This window comes from Acidimicrobiales bacterium (genome assembly GCA_016794585.1).
Lineage (GTDB): Bacteria > Actinomycetota > Acidimicrobiia > Acidimicrobiales > DATDAH01 > JAEUJM01.
The window spans coordinates 44137-62890 of the sequence record JAEUJM010000010.1; the positions used below are offsets into that span (position 1 = coordinate 44137).

At 72.6% G+C, this 18754-nt stretch carries 18 protein-coding genes; 11 read left to right on the plus strand and 7 right to left on the minus strand.

All coding sequences use genetic code 11. The features are described from left to right. Positions 1-6 precede the first annotated feature (6 nt). Together JNK12_04305 and JNK12_04310 are read left to right on the plus strand one after the other, a co-directional pair. Entirely contained in the window at positions 7-2205 is a 2199-nt protein-coding gene (locus JNK12_04305) for a DUF1800 family protein (protein MBL8775123.1), read from the plus strand. Further along, on the plus strand, positions 2202-3533 hold the full coding sequence (locus tag JNK12_04310) for a DUF1501 domain-containing protein (GenBank protein ID MBL8775124.1): 1332 nt from the start codon (positions 2202-2204) through the stop codon (positions 3531-3533). Before JNK12_04305 ends, JNK12_04310 begins: the two co-directional genes overlap by 4 nt. 80 nt (positions 3534-3613) lie before the next feature. Here JNK12_04310 and JNK12_04315 read toward each other — a convergent pair whose 3' ends face one another. Next, a complete protein-coding gene (locus JNK12_04315) occupies positions 3614-4477 on the minus strand; it encodes a DMT family transporter (protein ID MBL8775125.1) in 864 nt (287 codons plus the stop codon). Between the two features lie 48 nt (positions 4478-4525). Here JNK12_04315 and JNK12_04320 point away from each other — a divergent pair, with 48 nt between their 5' ends. Next, positions 4526-4990: a nuclear transport factor 2 family protein gene (locus JNK12_04320; GenBank protein MBL8775126.1), complete on the plus strand. Its 465-nt coding sequence runs from the start codon at positions 4526-4528 to the stop codon at positions 4988-4990. 56 nt (positions 4991-5046) lie between these two features. Continuing rightward, positions 5047-5865, plus strand: a complete 819-nt coding sequence (locus tag JNK12_04325; GenBank protein ID MBL8775127.1) for an MBL fold metallo-hydrolase — start codon at positions 5047-5049, stop codon at positions 5863-5865. Between the two features lie 12 nt (positions 5866-5877). Here JNK12_04325 and JNK12_04330 read toward each other — a convergent pair whose 3' ends face one another. Genes JNK12_04330 through JNK12_04340 form a run of 3 tightly spaced genes read right to left on the minus strand, consistent with a single transcriptional unit; the run spans position 5878 to position 9126 of the window. Further along, a complete protein-coding gene (locus JNK12_04330) occupies positions 5878-7029 on the minus strand; it encodes a prolyl oligopeptidase family serine peptidase (protein MBL8775128.1) in 1152 nt (383 codons plus the stop codon). A 31-nt stretch (positions 7030-7060) separates the two neighbouring features. Further along, positions 7061-8446 carry a HAMP domain-containing protein gene (locus JNK12_04335; protein MBL8775129.1) on the minus strand — a complete coding sequence of 462 codons (1386 nt, stop codon included), beginning with the start codon at positions 8444-8446 and terminating at the stop codon, positions 7061-7063. Then, positions 8443-9126, minus strand: coding sequence for a response regulator transcription factor (locus tag JNK12_04340; GenBank protein ID MBL8775130.1), 684 nt, complete (start codon positions 9124-9126; stop codon positions 8443-8445). Before JNK12_04340 ends, JNK12_04335 begins: the two co-directional genes overlap by 4 nt. Positions 9127-9262: 136 nt before the next feature. Between JNK12_04340 and JNK12_04345 the strand changes: the two genes are divergently transcribed. Continuing rightward, positions 9263-9706, plus strand: coding sequence for a hypothetical protein (locus JNK12_04345; protein MBL8775131.1), 444 nt, complete (start codon positions 9263-9265; stop codon positions 9704-9706). Next, the gene (locus JNK12_04350) at positions 9699-10193 is read left to right on the plus strand and encodes a hypothetical protein (protein ID MBL8775132.1); all 495 of its coding nucleotides are present in this window, start codon (positions 9699-9701) and stop codon (positions 10191-10193) included. Before JNK12_04345 ends, JNK12_04350 begins: the two co-directional genes overlap by 8 nt. A gap of 160 nt (positions 10194-10353) precedes the next feature. On the opposite strand, the gene JNK12_04355 is transcribed toward JNK12_04350, so the two are convergent. Then, positions 10354-10830 carry a CarD family transcriptional regulator gene (locus JNK12_04355; GenBank protein ID MBL8775133.1) on the minus strand — a complete coding sequence of 159 codons (477 nt, stop codon included), beginning with the start codon at positions 10828-10830 and terminating at the stop codon, positions 10354-10356. A 139-nt stretch (positions 10831-10969) separates the two neighbouring features. On the opposite strand from JNK12_04355, the gene JNK12_04360 reads away from it, so the two are divergent. The 4 genes from JNK12_04360 to JNK12_04375 all read left to right on the plus strand — a co-directional run bounded on the left by JNK12_04360 (position 10970) and on the right by JNK12_04375 (position 13924). Continuing rightward, positions 10970-11176 (plus strand): hypothetical protein, encoded by a 207-nt coding sequence (locus JNK12_04360; GenBank protein ID MBL8775134.1) that lies wholly within the window; start codon positions 10970-10972, stop codon positions 11174-11176. After that, entirely contained in the window at positions 11173-12330 is a 1158-nt protein-coding gene (locus tag JNK12_04365; GenBank protein MBL8775135.1) for an adenylate/guanylate cyclase domain-containing protein, read from the plus strand. The genes JNK12_04360 and JNK12_04365 overlap by 4 nt, the downstream gene beginning before the upstream one ends. A 75-nt stretch (positions 12331-12405) precedes the next feature. Next, entirely contained in the window at positions 12406-12879 is a 474-nt protein-coding gene (locus JNK12_04370; GenBank protein MBL8775136.1) for a hypothetical protein, read from the plus strand. A gap of 61 nt (positions 12880-12940) precedes the next feature. After that, positions 12941-13924 (plus strand): aminoglycoside phosphotransferase family protein, encoded by a 984-nt coding sequence (locus JNK12_04375; GenBank protein MBL8775137.1) that lies wholly within the window; start codon positions 12941-12943, stop codon positions 13922-13924. Between the two features lie 59 nt (positions 13925-13983). Here JNK12_04375 and JNK12_04380 read toward each other — a convergent pair whose 3' ends face one another. Beyond that, the gene (locus JNK12_04380; protein MBL8775138.1) at positions 13984-14541 is read right to left on the minus strand and encodes a pyridoxamine 5'-phosphate oxidase family protein; all 558 of its coding nucleotides are present in this window, start codon (positions 14539-14541) and stop codon (positions 13984-13986) included. A 40-nt stretch (positions 14542-14581) separates the two neighbouring features. On the opposite strand from JNK12_04380, the gene JNK12_04385 reads away from it, so the two are divergent. Then, positions 14582-15268 (plus strand): TetR/AcrR family transcriptional regulator, encoded by a 687-nt coding sequence (locus JNK12_04385; protein ID MBL8775139.1) that lies wholly within the window; start codon positions 14582-14584, stop codon positions 15266-15268. A 72-nt stretch (positions 15269-15340) separates the two neighbouring features. On the opposite strand, the gene JNK12_04390 is transcribed toward JNK12_04385, so the two are convergent. Then, positions 15341-18154 carry a vitamin B12-dependent ribonucleotide reductase gene (locus JNK12_04390; GenBank protein ID MBL8775140.1) on the minus strand — a complete coding sequence of 938 codons (2814 nt, stop codon included), beginning with the start codon at positions 18152-18154 and terminating at the stop codon, positions 15341-15343. Positions 18155-18754: the final 600 nt, after the last annotated feature.

An 18754-nucleotide genomic window follows, 5' to 3' on the forward strand; every position in this document is an offset into this window, starting at 1 on the left:
CCGTGGATGGCGGGCCGGACGACCACGACGGTGAGCCGGCGCGCGGTGCTCGCCGGCGGGGCGGCGCTGACCGCCGTGGGGGCGCTCGAGCTCGCCGGCGCCCCGAACGCCGGGGCGGCGGGGGCACGCCGGTCCCGCAGGGCGACCGCCGTCGCCGCCCCGGCACCACTCGAGCTGGCCCCGGTGATCGAGAGCACCACGCCCGGCCGATCCTTCGAGCAGCACCTCATCAGCCGGGCCACGTTCGGGTGGACGCCGGCGCTCGAGGCCGAGGTACGGGGCAGGGGCTGGACGGCCTGGCTCGACGAGCAGCTCGCCCCGTCGACCATCGACGATGGGGCGATCACCGCGGTGCTCGCCGGCTACCGCACCCTCCAGAACACCAACCAGGCCAACCACGTGATCGCCGACACCGAGGAGGACGGCCGACGCCTCCTGCGTCGGGAGCTTGCGCACTCCACCTTCCTGCGTGCCCTGCACAGCCGGAAACAGCTCTACGAGGTGATGGTCGACTTCTGGACCAACCACTTCAACGTGTTCCTTTACGACACCGCGTACGAGCACCTCCAGGTGGTCGACAACCGGTCCGTGGCGAGGGCACACGCGCTCGGCCGCTTCGCCGACCTCCTCTCGGCCAGCGCCCACAGCCCGGCCATGCTCGTCTACCTCAACAACGCCCGGAGCAACGCCAACTCGGCCGACGGCGTGAACGAGAACTACGGGCGCGAGGTCCTCGAGCTGCACACGCTCGGGATCATCGACGGCGAGCACGTGTACACCGAGGCCGACGTGGTGGGGGTGGCGAAGGTGCTGTCGGGCTGGTCGGTGAACATCACCGACGACCTCGACATCTTCCGCTTCCGCTCGACCTGGCACCACACCGGTGCCATCTCGCTGCTGGGGGGCCAGTGGTCGTGCCCGGCCCACAGCGCCGCCAACGGCCAGCAGTACGGCGAGTCCCTGCTCGACTTCCTCGCCCACCACGAGAGCACCGCGCGCTACCTCTCGTGGAAGCTGGTGAAGCGCTTCGTGAGCGACGACCCGCCGCCCGCGCTCGTCGACGCGCTCGCCGGCGTCTACCTGGCCAACGACACCCGGATCGCGCCCGTGCTGCGCCACCTCTTCCACTCCGACGAGTTCGCGGCCGCCGCGGGGCTCAAGCTCCGGCGCGGGTTCGAGATCCTGGCCGCCACCTGCCGTGTGATCGACGCGCAGGTCGATCCCGACCCCCTCGGCGACGTCTCCGAGGGCCTCCACGGTGAAGGGTGGGGCGCGTTGTTCCGCCTCGGACAGCCGTTGTTCGGGCACCGCAACCCCGACGGCTTCAGCGACGACGGGGCGGACTGGCTCAGCGCCGACGGGCTGCTGCGCCGCTGGGACATCTGCGGCTCGATCGCCAACAACTGGTACGAGCCCGACCTGACCGCCGACCCCCTCGCCCTCGTCCCGAGCCCGCCGCCGCCGACCGCGGGAACGCTGCTCGACGCCATGGCGGTGCGCATCCTCGGCGAGGTCGGCGCACCGCATGCGCACGGCTTCACCGACGTGGCGGCGACCGCCTGGTACGGGCCCGCCCTCGACTGGGCCCGTGACGCCGGCATCGTCACCGCCTACACCGACGGCAGCTTCCACCCGAAGAACTCGGTGAAGCGCTCGCAGATCGTGGAGATGATCTGGCGGGCGGAGGGCAGCCCGACCGGGGCCCCACCCCACGGCTTCACCGACGTGCCCCCGACCGCTCCGTACGGGCCGGCGTTGCGTTGGGCCAAGGCGCAGGGGATCGTCGAGGCCTACCCCGACGGCACCTTCCGACCGAAGCGGGCGGCGAGCCGCGCCCAGGTGGTGATGATGCTCTGGAGCGCCGAGGGCGAGCCGGGTGGGTCCCCCCGCAACACCTACACCGACGTCGCCAACAAGGCGTGGTACCGCCCCGGAGTGGACTGGGCCGCAGCCCAGGGGCTCATCGGCGCCTATCCCGGGAACACGTTCCGCCCGGAGAAGGAGATCACCCGATCGTCGGCGGTCTCGATGCTCTACGACCTGCACCACGTCCCCGTCAGCCCCCTGAGCCCCAACGAGCGGTCCGCCCTGCTCACCTACCTCGGCGGCAACGCCAACCAGGTGACCCACGACTGGTTCCTCGAGTGGAAGACCGGCGACCTCGTCGCCCTGCTGCTCGCGACCCCGGCCTTCCAGCACCGATGACCTCCACCCCGAGCCCCCCACCCCGCGGCCTCAGCCGCCGCCGGTTCCTGGCCGGTGCCGGCGCCGCGGGCGCCGCCGGCCTCGTCCTGCCCTCGGTGTCTCCCCGGCTCGCCTTCGCCTCCCCGGAGAACCCGGCGAGCGGCGACGTGCTGGTCGCCATCTTCCTGCGCGGCGGCGCCGACGGGCTGTCGCTCGTGCCGCCCTTCAGCGACACGACCGGCTATCAGGCCCTGCGGGGGGCAGGCACCTCCAACGACGTCGCCGTGCCCCCGCCCAACCCCGGGGACGTCGCCAACACCGCCATCGATCTCGGCGTGGTGCACGCCGGCCACCACTTCGGCCTGCACCCAGCGGCAACGGGCCTGAAGTCGATCTGGGACGCCGGCCACCTCGCCATCGTCCACGCGGTCGGTCTCCCCGAGGCCGAGAGCGACACCCGGAGCCACTTCGACGCCGAGACCTACTGGGAGCGGGCGAGCGCGAACACCGGCATCGAGACCGGCTGGATCGGGCGCCACCTCGTGAGCTCGGGGTCCTCGGACGGCATCCCGGGCATCGGCTACGACACCGGCGGGGTGCCCATGAGCCTCCGGGGCGAGCCCGGTGCCATGGGCATGCGCTCGATCGCCGACTTCCACGTCGAGGGCTTCGCCGACGCCGACCTCTGCCAGACGGCGCTCGCGGGGCTCTACCCCGACGCGACCGGCAGGGTGCTGACCCAGCAGGGCCACGACACCCTCGCCGCCGTCGACCGAGTCGCGGCGGCCGACCCCGGGCAGTACGACGACAACGCCGGCCTGTACCCCACCACCCGTCCCGCCCGGGAGCTGGCCCAGGCCCTGCGCGAGGTCGCACAGCTCATCCGAGCCGGCATCGGCCTCCGGGCCGTGTGCCTCGACCTTCCCGGCTGGGACCTCCACGACGACATGGGGCCCGTGAACAGCGCCCAGGGCACGCAGCGGCTGCTGGTCAAGGCGCTGTCCGACTCGCTCTACGCCTTCCACCAGGATCTCGGCCCCCTGATGGATGAGGTCACGGTGGTCACCATGACCGAGTTCGGCCGCACCATCGCCTGCAACGGCAGCGGCGGCACCGACCACGGCCGGGGCACGGCCCTCCTCGTGATGAGCGGCCACGCCAACCAGGGCATCCACGGCGACTACCCCGCCGGCCCCCTCGCCGACGGCCCCGAGGACGACCTCACCGTGGCCAACGACTACCGGGCGGTGATGGCCGAGGTCTGCACGAAGCGGCTCGGCAACCCGCAGTTGGACCAGATCTTCCCCGGGTACGCCCACACCGGCGACCTCGGCGTGGTCGACGCCTGACACCGCCCCACCAGACCGAGTAGCCGGACGTCGATCAGCACGGCCCGACGGCCAGCGGACGGCCCGTCGGCAAGGCGTGCTCAGGCGACGGCGATGAGCACGACCGCGAAGGCGGCGATGGCCAGGCCCACCGCCTGTACGCGGGTGACCCGCTCCCCCAGCACGACCCGGGCGAGCACGAGGGTGCTCGCCGGGTAGAGCGACCCGATCACCGACACGAGCACGAGCAGGCCGCTGTCGAAGGCCAGGACGAGCAGGGCGTTCGCGCCCATGTCGAACACGCCGCACGCGGCGATGAGCCGCATCGAGCCCGGCCCGGGCCGCAACTCGGTGCGGGTGACCAGTGCGAGCACCAGGAGGAACGGCACCGAGGCGGCCCGGGCACCGGCGAGGGGCCAGAGCCCTGCTTCCCCCGACACCTGGTCGAGGAGCAGGAAGAGGCACCCGAAGAGCGCACCCGAGAGCAGGCCCAACAGCACCGTGGTGCGGGGCGAGACGCCGGGCGCCTGCAGGTCGAGCTCGGTGTCGTCCGGTGCCGGCGGCCCGTGCTGGCTGACGAGGCCGATGGCGGCCAGGGCCACCACCACGCCGACGAGTGCGAGCGGGGCCGGCTCCTCCCCGGTCGCCAGGCCGACCACCACCGGGATGGAGGCCGCGGACAGCGCCGAGACCGGAGCGACCACGCTCATGGCCCCGGACCCCATCGCCTTGTAGAAGACGAGCAGTGCGAGGGCCCCGGCCACGCCGGCCGCGGCCCCGAGCCCGATCGCTCCCGCCTGGGCCGTCCCGCCCACGAGGGGGATGAGCACCACCAGGAGCAGGGCGCCGATGGCCTGTGCGAGCAGGGTCACCCGGATCACGGGTGCGTGGCGGGCCGCCAGACCGCCGAAGAAGTCGCCGGCGCCGTAGCTGGTGGCGGCGAGGAGCGCGAGGAGGATGCCCATGGGAGCCGTCAGTCTGCCGCGGCGGCCCCGCCGATCTACGGTCTGCTCGTGACCGACCACGCCGAGGACCGCACCGCCGATCACCTGGCCATCGAGCGTCTGCTGTTCACCTACGCCCGGCGCATCGATGCCGGCGACTTCGCCGGTGTGGGCGAGCTGTTCGCCGACGGCACCATCGCCACCGAGGACGGCACGGCAATTGCGACGGGCGCCGCCGCGGTCGAGGCGCTCTACGTGGCCACCACCCGCCGCTACGACGACGACGGCACGCCCCACACCAAGCACGTCACCACCAATGCTGTCGTCGACGTCGAACCCTCTGGCGACCGCGCCGAGTGCCACTCGTACTTCACCGTGTTCCAGGGGCTCGCCGACTTCCCGCTGCAGGCCATCATCAGCGGGCGCTACCACGACACGTTCGTGCGGGTGGACGGCACGTGGCGCTTCGCCGAGCGCCGCATGGTGCCCGAGCTCTACGGCGACCTCAGCCGCCACCTGCTCATCGAGCTCTGAACGCGGGCGCCGGGCCGGAGCGCCGAGCGCCGGCCGACCACCCGTAAGGTGGCCGCGTGACCGGGCTGACCACCCTTGCCCCCGGCGTGCTCGCCTGGCTCGACCCGAGCCCCGCCCCGGGGCACCCCAACGCCGGCGTGGTCGTGGACGAAGACGGCGTCACGGTGATCGACACCCTGTGCGTCCCGTCCCAGTGGGAGCCGTTCGGCGACGCCGTCGACGGCTTGGGACGCCCGGTGCGTCGCGTGGTGCTCACCAGCAGCCACATCCCCTTCGCCGGCGGCACCTCGCGCTTCTGGCGGGCCGCCATCTACGGCACCGCCCAGACGAGCGCCCACCTCGACCAGCCACCCAACGTCGACGCCTATCGCCGGCTGTTCCCTTCGGTGGCGTCCGAATTCGACGACGAGCTCCGCACCCGCCCGGTCAGCCACGTCGTGGCCGAGGCGACCTACGTGAGCGGCGCGGTGATGGCGGTCCCGCTCGCCGGGCAGATGGACGAGAACCTCGTCGCCGTCGTGCCCGGGGCCGGCGTGGTGTTCGCCGGGGCGCTGGCCAGCTTCGGGGTCACGCCGGTGGCGTTCCAGGGGGACCCGGTGGCGTGGGCCGACAGCCTCGCCCAGGTGGTCGAGCTCGGCGACGTCATCGTGCCCGGCCACGGGCCCGTCGGGGGCGCGGACGACGTGCTCGCCCTCCAGGCCTACCTGTGGTCGTGCGCCGAGGCCGACGGCGACCCCGGCGCCATCCCGAGCGGGCCGTGGGACCGCTGGGCGGGACGGGAGTGGGACGAGGTCAACGTCGAACGGGCCGCGATGCTCGCCGCCGGCGACTCCGGGGTGCCCCCCAGCCTGCTCCGGCGACTCGACCTGCCCTGAGGCCGAGCCGACTCAGGGGTCGAGCTGGTGGCGCTGGAAGAACTCCCACGCCAGCTCGGTGGCGCTGATGTCCATCGTGGTGGTCCCGGCCACCGACGCCAGCCCGCCGGCCGAGGTGTCCGCCTGCGTCGCGGCATCTCCGTCGAACAGCGGGGTCCCCGGCCAGCTGTGCCCTCCGCCCTCCACCACGAACAGGACGACCTCTGCGCCGCCCTCGCAGTCCGGCCACGCACGCCGCACCACCTCGTCGGAGACACGCTCCTCGTCGGGCTCAACGGCGCAGCCGTTGCGCTCGGCCCATTGGGCGAGGGCGTCGTCGACCGGGGGGAACGCGATGCTCGAGATCTGGCTCTCCTGCTCCTCGGGGTCCGCCTCGGACGCGTCCAGGGGGTTCGAGGAGAGGAAGCCCCGGATGGGTCCGCCGAGCCCACCGTCGTAGGGCAGGACGTTGTCGGCGGTGCCGTAGACGGCCTGGTACGACACGGGCGGGCCTTCCTCGCAGCCATCGAGGAAGGTGACGCCGGCCACCGGGGCGACAGCGGCGAACACGTCGGGAAGACGACAGGCCAGCGCCGACGACATCAGGCCGCCGTTCGAGATGCCGGTGGCGTACACCCTCGACGTGTCGACGCAGAGATCCTCTCCCACTTGGATCACGAGCTCGCGGAGGAACGAGACGTCATCGGTGGCGACCCCCGCGGAGATGAAGTTCCAGAAGGGGATGTCGCCGAGGCCCTGGGGCGTCACCACGAGGAAGCCCTCGTCGTCGGCGAGGGGCTCCATGCCCGTCACGGCCGCTTCCATGTCGTCGGACATCGTGAGGCCGTGGATGTCGAGCACGAGCGGTGCCGGCGTGGTCGGCTCGTAGCCGTCGGGCACGAACCGGCGGTACTCCCGGTCGACCCCGCCGAAGGCCAGACGCTCCCGGGACAGGCCGGCGGCGACCCGTTCCGCATCCGCCTGGCACCCCGCAGAGGGCACCGCCGCTCCCTCACCGATGGACGAGGAGGTGGTGGCGGCCGGGGCCGCCTCGGCCGACCGCTCCGCCTGGTCGTCGGCGGCGCTGCACGCGCCGAGGGCCAGCGCCCCGACCGCCAGTAGCCCGACCAGGCAGCGACGGCGACGGCAATCGCCTCGGCCGGGGCGCTCGGGGGTCGGGATCATCGGGCGAGTGTAGGGGCGGGGCGACGAGTCCTCAGCGCGCCGCCGGGAGCCGCAGCACGGCGTCGATGCCACCGGTCGGCGCCGCTCGCAGCTCGAGGTCGCCGCCGTCGATGCGGGCCAGTTGGCGGGCTATGGGGAGGCCCAGGCCGCTGCCCCCGAGCCGTCGCCCGGCCGACGGCGTGGTCCAGAACCGGTCGAAGGCGCGGGCGCGCTCGTCGTCGCTCAGGCCCGGCCCCTCGTCGACGACGTGGGCCTCGGCGTCGCGCGCCGAGCTGCGAGAGGACAAGGTGACGGTGCTCCCCGGCGCCGACACGTCGAGGGCGTTGGCGAGCAGGTTGTCGACGACGCCGGCCACATGGTCGGGCGTGGCCAGCACCCGCACGGGCTGGTCCCCCGTGTCGAGGGCCAGCGCCACCCCCTGCTCGGCGGCCACGGGCGCCCACACCTCCCGACGTTCGTCGAGCAGCGCTCCCAGGTCGATGATCTCGGCCGTGACGGTGGTGGAGGTGCGTTCCGCCCGGGCCAGCGCCAACAGCCCGTCGACGAGACGCGACAGGCGCCCGACCTCACCGAGAGCAGCCTCGACCTCCTCCGCCTCGTCAGGACCGACCTCCTCGCGCACGTTCTCGAGCTGCAGGCGCAGCGCGGTGAGCGGCGTCCGCAATTGGTGCGAGGCGTCGGCCACGAAGGCCTCCTGGGCCGTGACGAGCTGCTCGAGTCGCGTCGCGGTGTCGTTGAACGCGACCGAGAGCGAGCGGACCTCGGGCGGGCCCTCGTCGGTCGGCGTGCGGGCTTCGAGGTCGCCGTGGCCGAGGCGGGTGGCGGTCTCCTGGAGGCGGCGCAACGGCCGGGTGACGGAGCGGGCCAGGACGATGCCGACCACCGTCGCCGCGGCGAGCGTGACGAGCGCCACGAGCCCGAGCCGGGCCCAGTTCCGCTGCACGCGCTCGTCGACGGCCGACGTCGGGTAGGTGATGCGCACGGCGCCGTGCACCTCTCCCCCCGACGCCACCGGCACGGCCACGTAGAGCAGGTTCTCGTCCAGGGTCTCGGACCGACGGGTGCCGGTGGCCACCCCACCGCCGAGCGCGGTGTCGATCTCGGGGCGGCTGGCGAAGGAGCGGTCGCCCGGGCGGAACGGGTCGGAGTCGGCCACCACGTCGCCCTGGTCGTCCACGATCACGACACGTCCACCGGTGCGCTCCTGGTAGGCCTCGGCCACGGACTGGAGATCGAGGTCCTGGGTGCCCTCGAGCACGTCCTCGGAGAGGGAGGCGAGGGCCACGGCATCACGCTCGACGTCGAAGGTGAGCTCATCGATCTGGCGGCGGGCATAGGAGATGCCCAGCGGCACCTCGAGGATGACGAGCACGAGGACGGTGAGGGTGAGATACCCGACGAGGAGGCGACGGGTCACGGCCCGGTCCCGAGCCGGAAACCCACCCCCCGCACCGTCTCGATGAGGGTCGGGTCGCCCAGCTTCTTGCGCAGCGACGCCACATGGACGTCGAGCGTCTTGGTGGGCCCGTACCAGTGGGCGTCCCACACCTCCTCGAGGATCTCGTCGCGGGTGCGCGTGGCGCCCGGGTCGCTGGCCAACAACGCGAGGAGGTCGAACTCCTTGCGGGTGAGCGAGATCTCACCGCCGTCGACGGTGGCGCGGCGCGTGCGGGTGTCGACCTCCACGCGTCCCGCCCGCAGCACCGGGTCCGCCTCGGTGTCGCCGTCGCCGGCGACCGCCTGGCGGCTGGCGGCCCGGCGACTGACGGCCCGGATGCGGGCGACCAGCTCACGGAAGCCGAAGGGCTTCACCACGTAGTCGTCGGCGCCGAGCTCGAGGCCCACCACCCGGTCGACCTCGTCGCCCCGCGCGGTGATGACGATGATGGGCACCTCGGACTCGGAGCGCAGACGCCGGCACACCTCGTACCCGTCGATGTCAGGCAGTCCGAGGTCCAAGAGCACGAGGTCGGCAGGCTCGGCGGCGAGGGCGTCCGCCCCCGTCGCCACGCGCGTCACCTCGAACCCCTCTCGCCCCAGACCCTTGACCAACGGGCCCGCGATGGCGTCGTCGTCTTCCACCAGCAGCAACCGCACGTCACCACCGTCGCACGATTCCGTGCTGATCGGTGCCGCTGCGGCGAACTTTGCCAAGCCTTAACTCTTGGCTGCCTCGGGGTTGTCGATGCCTCTCGTACGGTCCGGTGGTCGGATCGCAACCGGGAGGAACCCCATGGAACGACGCAAGGCACTCGCCGTCGCAGGAACCATCGCCGGGACGGTGGCCGCCGCCGGGGCGGCCATGGCGGTGAACTTCGGACTGCTCGGCGCCCAGGCCAGCACGGTGGGCAACCTCGACGTGAAGAGCGCGGCATCGCTGGCCGCGCCCACCACCACGACCACCGAGGCCACGCCCGACGTCACCATCATCTACCAGGACATCCCGGTGCCCGCTGCGGGCGGCGGCGGTTCCTCGTCGAGCGGCTTCGAGTCGTCCGGCGGCGCGCCCGCGCCCGCGGCGCCCGCCCCGACCCCGACCCCTGCGGCCACCGCCCCGGCGCCGGCTCCGGCCCCGACGCCCACCTTCAGCGACGACGACGACGGCGACGACCACGGCGACGACGACCACAGCGACGACCACAGCGACGACGACGACCACGACGAAGACGATGACTGAAGGTTTCAACGCACCGCTCGGCGTCGCCGGTGACGGTGGCCCGAACGGCAAAGGGAAGGCCTCGGGCAGGGCCTCCGCCCGGTCCACCCGGAACAAGCGTCCCCATGCGGCGGCCGCCACCCGGATCCTGACCGCCGGCGCCGCCACCACCGCGGCGTTCGGGATGGTCGCGGCGATGGGCCTGGCCAACCCGCCCGAGGACGCGACGGCCGCGAACGCACCGGTCGTCGACCGCCCACTGGTGACCACCACGACCTCGACGGCGCCCCCACGCATCATCATCGTGCGCCCCCGCTACGTCGAGGTCCCCTCGAGCGGGGGTTCATCGAGCGGTTCGTCCGGCTCGTCCGGCTCGTCCGGATCCAGTGGCTCGTCGGCGAGCTCCGGCTCGTCGGCGCCGGCCGCCGCGGCACCCGCGCCGGCTCCCGCATCAGCTCCGGCCCCGGCCCCCGCACCGGCGCCGGTCACCACCAGCGGCGGCAGCTAGCCCCCACGGGCACGCCGCCCCGCTGGCCCACTGCGGCCGTCCCGGCCCTCACCCTCATCGCCCCGAGGGAGAGCAGCCGGGGCGGCCGCTCTCGCGTCTCGCTGCGTCCACTCGGTCCTCGCCGCCTCCCGGGCGCCGGCGCCCGGCCGACCCTGGTCGACTAGGAGAGCTGCTGGGTGACCTGGTCGAGCGCCTCGTCCTCGGACACGTCGAGGGCGAAGCTCAGCTCGGAGACGAGCACGCCCCGCGCCTTGACCAGCATCGACTTCTCGCCGGCGGAGAGACCGCGGTCGGCGTCGCGCAGGGCCAGATTCCGGACCACCTCGGCCACCTGGTAGACGTCGCCCGACTTCAGCTTCTCCTGGTGGTTCTTGAACCGGCGGCTCCAGTTGGAGGGCTCGCGCACGTCACGCTTGGCCAGGAGCTGGAACAGGTCGTCGACGTCCTCGCGGGCGATCGGCCGGCGCATGCCGACGGCCTCGGCGTTGTCCGAGGGCACCGAGAGCATGAGGTCACCGTGGGCCATGCGCAGCACCAGGTACTCCTTCTTCTCGCCGAAGACCTCGCGCTTCTCTTTGCGCTCGATCACTGCGGCGCCGTGGTGGGGATACACGACGCGATCGCCGACTTCGAACAAGGGCTGCACTCCTGGGGTCCGCCGCAGTCCCCCGCGCAGGGGCTCGGCTCCGGCAATTCGGGCATGTCAGGATGCCACGAAACGGGCCGATCCCCACCCTTCCGGGCACCGCCGGCCGCGGCTTCGTAGCATCGGCGTGGTGAGCATCGCTCCCGAGAACTGGTGGCTGCACTGCCCGCACTGCGACCGCTGGGCGCGCGCGGTGGATCACGGCGTCCTGCGCATCAAGGCCCGCTCGAAGGGCAAGCGCATCCTCGGCCGCTGCTCCCAGTGCCACAAGCTCCGGTGGATCCGGGTGGTGGACCAGCCGCCCGGCTGGCAGCCGCCGTCCGGCCCCGCTTCGTGACCGACCGCGACACGATCGACGCCGAGCTCGAGGCTGCCGGCCTGCTCGACCCGACCGCTCCCGGGGCCGCCGGCCGGCGCGAGCTGCTCGCGTACCTCCTCGACCAGGGGTGCAGCATCGACGAGCTGGTGGCGGCCGACGCTGCGGGCCGTCTCACGGCGGCGGCCGCCGACGCCCACCTGCGGCGACACCAGACGCCGGTCGACGCCGTCACCGTCGCCGGCCTCGCCGCGGTGGACCCGGCATCGATCGCCCCGGCGTGGCGCGCGATCGGGTTCGCGGACCCGCCGCCCGATGCCGAGCTGTGGTGGCCCTCGGACGCCCCCACGTTCGCGGCCTTCGACCAGGCCGCCGCGATCTTCGGCGCCGAGCGCCTGGCCCAGTTCAGCCGCGCCCTCGGACGGGCGGCGGCACAGGTGGCCGAAGCCGCGGTGGCCATGTTCGTGGTCGACGTCCAGGCCACGCTCGAGGCCGAGGGTCGTCCACCCGTCGAGCTGGCGCAGGCCAACCTGACGGCCCAGCTGGCGGCGGACGCCATCCCTGGGGTCTTCGAGTCCGCGTTCCGCCACCACCTCGAGGCGGCCCAACGCCGGCTCGACGCCACGACGTTCACCGCCGGCCGCGACCGGGCGCTCCTGAGCGTCGGGTTCGCCGACCTGGTGGGCTCGACCGAGCTCGCCCACCGGCTCGACCCGGCGGGCACCGCCCGGCTGGCCGCCGACCTCGAGCGCGTGGCGACCGACGCGGTGGCACGCGCCGACGGCCGCCTGGTGAAGACCATCGGCGACGGCATCCTGTTCACCACCCCCGACACCGCGTCGGCGCTGGCGATCGCCACGGAGCTGACGACGTGGGCGGCCGGCGATGAGCGCCTCGACGGCCTGCGCGTGGGCCTGGCCTCGGGTCCCGTCGTGTGGCAGGAAGGCGACGTCCACGGCCCGGTGGTCAACCTGGCGGCCCGCCTCTGCGCCGCCGCCGACGGCGGCCAGGTGCTCGTCGAGGCGGGGTTCGCAGCGGCCCACGGCGACGCCGACCCGCGACTCTCTCCCGTCGGCGAGGTCACCCTCCGCGGCTTCGCCACCCCGGTGCTCGTCTCGACCCTCGCCCTTCAGGTGGGCTCGGTGCGCCCGGGGCACGACGACACCGCCGGCTGAGTCCGACCGCCGCCTGCCCGGCTCGGCCATGCTGTCGGACGTTCCCCGACGGTCGGGGGCGGAAAGGACCGTTCGATGCGCACCCGTTCCTGGGGGACCCGCTACGCCGTGGTGGCCAGCACCCTGGCACTCGTCCTCGCCCTGTCCGGCACGGCCTACGCCGTGGCCACGGTGCGCAGCGCCGACATCGTCGACGGCACGATCATCGCCGCCGACGTCGCAGATGGCCGCCTGTCCCGCCTCGACATGGCCACCACGTCGCTCGGGCGCTCACCCCGGATGTTCTTCACCGTGCAGGCCAACGGCAACGCGTTCACCCGCGGCGGCATCAGCGCCACCCACCCCCAGACCGGCGTCTACAAGCTCACCTTCAGCCGATCCCTCGCCGACTGCGCGATCTCGGTCACCCCGGTGGCCGAGGTGGTGACGGGCACGTTCGACTCGTACGTCTCGTTCGCCATCGACGGCGCCGAGCTCACCGTCGTGGTGCGCAAGGAGGCCGACCAGGCGCTGAACAACAACGGCTTCCACGCCATCGCCGTCTGCTGATCCGGCCTGGCCCCGCGATATTCCCTGGGCGCAGGACCGGCTCGGCGCCGACCATGGGCGCGTGCGGACACGTGACCGGTTCGACGCCGGGGCGGCGGCGGCGTTCCTGCGCGAGCGCTTCGCCGATCCGGCCATCACCGTCGAGCCCCTGAGCGGCGGCAACTGGTCGGACGCGTTCGCCTTCCGCCACGAGGGCGCCGACCTCGTCGCCCGCTTCGGCCGCCACCCCGAGGACTACCGCAAGGACGCCCGGGCCGCCGACTGGCGGTCCCCGGCCCTCCCCGTCCCGGCGTTCGTCGACCTCGGCCCCGTCGATGGCGGCGCGGTCGATCCCGGCACCGCCGCCGGCCTGGACGATCCGGCGGGCTGGTGGTTCGCGGTCACCATGCGCGCGCACGGCACGCCGCTCGAGACCGCCTCCCCCGCCGGGTGGCCCGCGCTCATCCCGGAGGTGGTCGACCTGATCGCCACCGCGGCCGCTCTGCCCTACGACGCCGACCTGGGCGTGGGGCGCTGGGACGGCGACGGCGTCGCGCCGCACGCCACCTGGCGCTCGTTCCTGCTCGAGGTCACCGAGGACGGACCCGGCCACCGGATCGCCGGCTGGAGCACGGCCCTGGCTGCGCACCCCGAGGCCCAGGCGGCCTTCGACGCCGGGGTCGCGACACTTGCTCGCCTCGCCGACGCCATCGATCCGCCGGTCGGCGTCGTCCACGCCGACCTCACGAACGCGAACGTGCTCGTCGACCGCGGCCGCATCACCGCCGTGCTCGACTGGGGATCGGCCTTGTACGGCGACCCGCTGCACGAGGTCGCGTGGCTCACCTACTGGCAGCCGTGGCAGCCCGCCGTGCCCGGCGCGGCGCTCCTCGCTGCCGCCCTGGCCGACGGCCGCCTCACCGTCGGCGGCGACGTCGACCGCCGCCTGCACGCCTGTCGCCTGCACATCGGCCTGGGTCACCTCGGCTACCACGCCTGGAACGGCGACGATGTGTGGCTCGATCGCCTCACCCGCCTCGTCCTCGCCGACGTCGACCCGCGCTGAGTTGCGGGGGCGGATGTCGACGGACCGCGTCGAGCGGGCCGAGCGATCGCCGCTCCCGCTCAGGCCGGATCGGCGGCGTCCCAGGGGACGGTGCCCGAGAGCCAGTGCGTGACCGGCTCCTCCTGGTCGTTCGAATGGAGGTGGCGAGGCGGCGTGGCGAAGGTGGCGTAGGGCCGGCAGCGCAGAACCACCCGGCCCTCGTCCTCGGCCATCTGGGCCACGAAGGGCCGGGCCTCCTCACCGAGGGGCTGGCCCGACATGCGGCCGGCGACCGCCATCATCACGTCGACCACCACCTCGGGGTCGCGCTCGACGACCACGTCGCAATACACCTGCAGGTAGCCGACCGGGAACTGCTCGTCGAGCACGAGCAGGCTCACCTTGCCGAGACGCTCGGCGGCCCTGGCCTTGGCCCGAGCCCCCATCGTGGCCACGAGGAGCTCCCCGTCGTCGGTGGGGATGTAGTAGACGACCGACATCGCGGGCCCGTCGTCACGGCGGGTGTAGCCCAGCACGCACGTCCGGTGGGTGTTGACGAACGCCCGCCGCTCGGACGGGAGCATGTCCCGATCGGTGGGCAGCACGAACGGGTCATCGGACAGGGGTAGCAGATCCATGGTCGCTCTCCTCATTGTTATCGATCGATAACATAGTGCCGTGGAGGACCAGCCCGCCCGAGATCCGGCGCCGCCCGGTCGGGCTCGCCGCCGACACCGGCCCGGGCTCCGCGAAGAGCTCCTCGAGGCCGCGCTGGAGGAGTTCGCCGCCCACGGCTTCGACGGCGCCTCGACCGCGTCCATTGCCCGGCGCGCCGGCGCCCACCAGCCCCAGATCAACTACCACTTCGCCTCCAAGGAGGCCCTGTGGCGGGCCAGCGTCGACCACCTCTTCGGTGGGCTCGTCGAGGCCCTCGGCGACCTCCCGCCGCACGGCTCCGAGGGAGCGGACGCCCTCGACGTGGACGTACTGGCCGAGACGCTGGCCGGCACCATCGGCCGCTTCGTGCGCTTCGCTGCCGCACACCCCGAACTCAACCGCATCGTGGTGCACGAGGCGACGGCGCGGACGACCCGCCTCGACTGGCTGGTCGACACCCACGTTCGCCCGCTCGCCGAGCGCAGCCGGGCCGCGTGGCGACGCCTGCGCGACGCTGGCGTCGCCGCACCTCTCGACGACCGCTTCGTCCACCACGTGATCGTCGGTGCGGCGTCGCTCGTCTACGTCAACGCCCCCGAGTTCGAGCGCCTCCACGGCGAGGACCCTGCCCGCCCCGACCTCGTCGACCGCCACGCCGACGGCGTCGTCGCGATGCTCCTCCCCGGCCGGCGCCCCGCCGCCCCCTGACGCGGGGGAGGGGCCCCGAAGGGCCCCTCCCCCGTCGGTCCGACCGCCGGCACCCGATGGGCGCCGCCGGGATCAGCTGCAGCCGCTGGTGGAGCCGCAGCTGGGGCAGGCGTGGCACGAGCCGGCCCGCTGCATCTGGACCCCGCACTGCATGCACATGGGCGCATCCGAGGCCGGGCCCGAGGTGGGCGCCAGCGACATCTGCACCGCCAGGGTGGACGCCGACTCGATCGACGGCGGGTCGGCGGCCACGTCCATGCCCTGCGACGTCTCGGTGACCGTCTCCTCGACACCCGGCAGGGTGGGCTGGGTGCGCTCACCCACGGTGAGGATGCCGAGCTCGGCCCGCTCCTCCTGGGTCAGGTAGAGGATGGCCAGGCGACGGAACAGGTAGTCCATCAGGCTGGTGGCGAAGCGGATGTCGGGGTCGTCGGTCATGCCGGCGGGCTCGAAGCGCATGCCGGTGAAGGCCTCGATGAAGCTGCGCAGCGGCACCCCGTACTGCAGGCCGTGGCTGATGGAGATGGCGAAGGCGTCCATGATGCCGGCGAGGGTGGAGCCCTGCTTCGACACCCGGACGAAGATCTCGCCCGGTCGGCCGTCCTCGTACTCGCCGACGGTGACGAAGCCCTTGCAGTCGGCCACCCGGAACTCGAACGTGCGCGACGTGCGAGTGCGGGGCAGGCGGCTGCGGATCGGCTCGTAGACGATCTTCTCGACGATGCGCTCGACGATCTGGGTGCCACCCGCAGCGCCGGCCGCCGCAGCGGCGTCCGCCGCGTCCTGGGCCTCGGCGGCATCGGACTTGGCCATGGCGAGGGGCTGGGCCACCTTGCAGTTGTCGCGGTAGATGGCGACGGCCTTGACGCCCAGCTTCCAGGCGTCGATGTGGAGCTGCTCGACGTCCTCGACGCTGACGTCCTCGGGCATGTTCACCGTCTTGGAGATGGCCCCCGAGATGAAGGGCTGGACCGCACCCATCATCTTCACGTGGCCGAGGTAGTGGATGGGGTTGTCCCCCATCGAGCAGGCGAACACGGCGACGTGCTCGGCGGCCAGCTCGGGCGCCCCGAGGATGGTCTTGTGCTCGTCGATGTGGGCGACGATGGCGTCGATCTGCTCGGGCGTGTAGCCGAGACGGGTGAGGGCCCGGGGCACCGTCTGGTTGACGATGGTCATGGTGCCGCCGCCCACCAGCTTCTTCATCTTGCAGAGGCCGAGGTCGGGCTCGATGCCGGTGGTGTCGCAGTCCATCATCAGGCCGATGGTGCCGGTGGGGGCCAGGACACTGGCCTGGCTGTTGCGCACGCCGCTCGTCTCGGCGATCTCGCAGGCGGCGTCCCACGACTGCTGGGCGGCGCCGAGCAGGTCCGTGGGCACCAGCTCCTCGTCGATCTTGGCGGCCTCCTGGCGGTGCATGTCGAGGACGCGCAGCATGTGCTCGGCGTTCTCGGCGTAGCCCGCGAACGGCCCCATGCGGGTGGCGGTGCGGGCCGAGGTGGCGTAGGCGTGGCCCGTCATCAGCGCGGTGACCGCGGCGGCCCAGGCCCGGCCCTCCTCGGAGTCGTAGGGCAGGCCGAGGGCCATCAGCATGGCGCCGAGGTTGGCGTAGCCGATGCCGAGCTGGCGGAAGCGGCGGGAGTTCTCGGCGATGGGCTCGGTCGGGTAGTCGGCGTTGCCGACCAGGATCTCCTGGGCGGTGAACACGACCTCGACCGCGGCCCGGAAGCCCTCGACGTCGAAGGTGTCGGCGTCGTCGAGGAACTTCAGGAGGTTGAGGCTGGCCAGGTTGCACGCCGAGTTGTCGAGGTGCATGTACTCCGAGCACGGGTTCGAGCCGTTGATGCGCCCGGTGTTGGCCGCGGTGTGCCAGCGGTTGATGGTGGTGTCGAACTGCATGCCCGGGTCAGCGCACTCCCAGGTGGCCTGGGAGATCTGACGCATGAGGTCGCGGGCCCGGACCGTCTTGACCGACTCGCCGGTCTTGACCGCCTTGAGGTCCCAGTCGGCGTCGTCGAGCACGGCCTGCATGAACTCGTCGGTGACCCGCACCGAGTTGTTGGCGTTCTGGTACTGGGTGGAGTGGCTGTCGTGGCCGTCGAGGTCCATGTCGAAGCCGGCGGCGGCGAGCACGCGGGCCTTCTTCTCCTCACGGCTCTTGCACCAGATGAACTCCTCGACGTCGGGGTGGTCGACGTTGAGGATGACCATCTTGGCGGCACGGCGGGTCTTGCCGCCGGACTTGATGGTGCCGGCGGAGGCGTCGGCGCCCCGCATGAAGCTGACGGGGCCGGAGGCGGTGCCGCCGCCCTTGAGCAGCTCGACCGACGAGCGGATGCCCGAAAGGTTGATGCCGGCGCCGGAGCCGCCCTTGAAGATGGTGCCCTCCTCGACGTACCAGTTGAGGATCGAGTCCATGGTGTCGTCGACGTGGAGGATGAAGCAGGCCGACGCCTGCTGGGGGACGCCCCGCACGCCGATGTTGAACCACACCGGCGAGTTGAAGGCGGCCTTCTGGGTGACCACGAGGTGCTTGAGCTCGTTGCGGAAGGCCTCGGCCTCGGCCTCGTCGGTGAAGTAGCCGTCGCGGCGGCCCCACTCGGTGATGGTGTCGGCGACGCGGTCGATCACCTGGCGCAGCGACGACTCGCGCTCGGGCGTGCCGAGGGTGCCCCGGAAGTACTTCTGGGCGACGATGTTGGTGGCGTTCAGCGACCAGTCCACCGGGAACTCGACGTCGAGCTGCTCGAAGGCCACCGTGCCGTCGCGGTAGTTCGAGATGCGGGCGTCACGACGCTCCCACTCGACCTCGTCGTAGGGGTGGACCCCCTGGGTGGTGAAGTGCCGCCGGATGCCGATGCCGGTGTGCTCGGGCGCCAGTGCCATGAAACTTCCTCCGTGCCGGGATCGGCGGTGGTGTGCTGCGGGTGGGTGTGCTGCGGGTGTGCTGCGGGGCGGTCTCTGCCCGGACGGCGGCGCACCTCACCGGCACAACCATGTCTACCCCCTGGTGCTGCAGGTACAACATGTTGTGTCGGCAACGCCCCCCGACGCTTCCGGGCCACAAGATGTTCGGGCATTACACCACTGTGATTTGGGGCCGTCAATCCCCTTTTCACATCGGTGTGATTCGCGCCCCGTCACCGGCCCTGCACCGAGGGTGGTCGCGGCAACGGTGCTGCGGTCGGCTGCGACGCGGGTTCCCCAGGTCAGGGGGATGCCCGACCGGACCCCCTCGCAAGGGGAGCCGGCCTGGGCGAGGGACCCCCAAGGAGCCGTCCAAACCCGCCACGGAAAGACGCAACACCACCATTCCGGAGACCCCGCGTCGCAGCCATGTGACGGAGTTCACCCTACGGACATCTGCCTGTGTGCTGGAAGGGGACGACCTGTGGATTTCACAGGGATTTCCCCACCCTGCCTGGGGACACCGGGGGGTGGGCTGTGGGGTTGTACCGTCGGCGACCGTGCGCCAGCTCCTCCCCG

Bases quoted from the DNA above. Each gene is read 5' to 3' on its own strand.
- JNK12_04370 (MBL8775136.1), top strand. From the start codon at position 12,406: ATGCGCACCCGTTCCTGGGGGACCCGCTACGCCGTGGTGGCCAGCACC.
- JNK12_04380 (MBL8775138.1), bottom strand. From the start codon at position 14,541: ATGGATCTGCTACCCCTGTCCGATGACCCGTTCGTGCTGCCCACCGAT.
- JNK12_04350 (MBL8775132.1), top strand. From the start codon at position 9,699: ATGACTGAAGGTTTCAACGCACCGCTCGGCGTCGCCGGTGACGGTGGC.
- JNK12_04390 (MBL8775140.1), bottom strand. From the start codon at position 18,154: ATGGCACTGGCGCCCGAGCACACCGGCATCGGCATCCGGCGGCACTTC.
- JNK12_04305 (MBL8775123.1), top strand. From the start codon at position 7: ATGGCGGGCCGGACGACCACGACGGTGAGCCGGCGCGCGGTGCTCGCC.
- JNK12_04310 (MBL8775124.1), top strand. From the start codon at position 2,202: ATGACCTCCACCCCGAGCCCCCCACCCCGCGGCCTCAGCCGCCGCCGG.
- JNK12_04315 (MBL8775125.1), bottom strand. From the start codon at position 4,477: ATGGGCATCCTCCTCGCGCTCCTCGCCGCCACCAGCTACGGCGCCGGC.
- JNK12_04330 (MBL8775128.1), bottom strand. From the start codon at position 7,029: ATGATCCCGACCCCCGAGCGCCCCGGCCGAGGCGATTGCCGTCGCCGT.
- JNK12_04345 (MBL8775131.1), top strand. From the start codon at position 9,263: ATGGAACGACGCAAGGCACTCGCCGTCGCAGGAACCATCGCCGGGACG.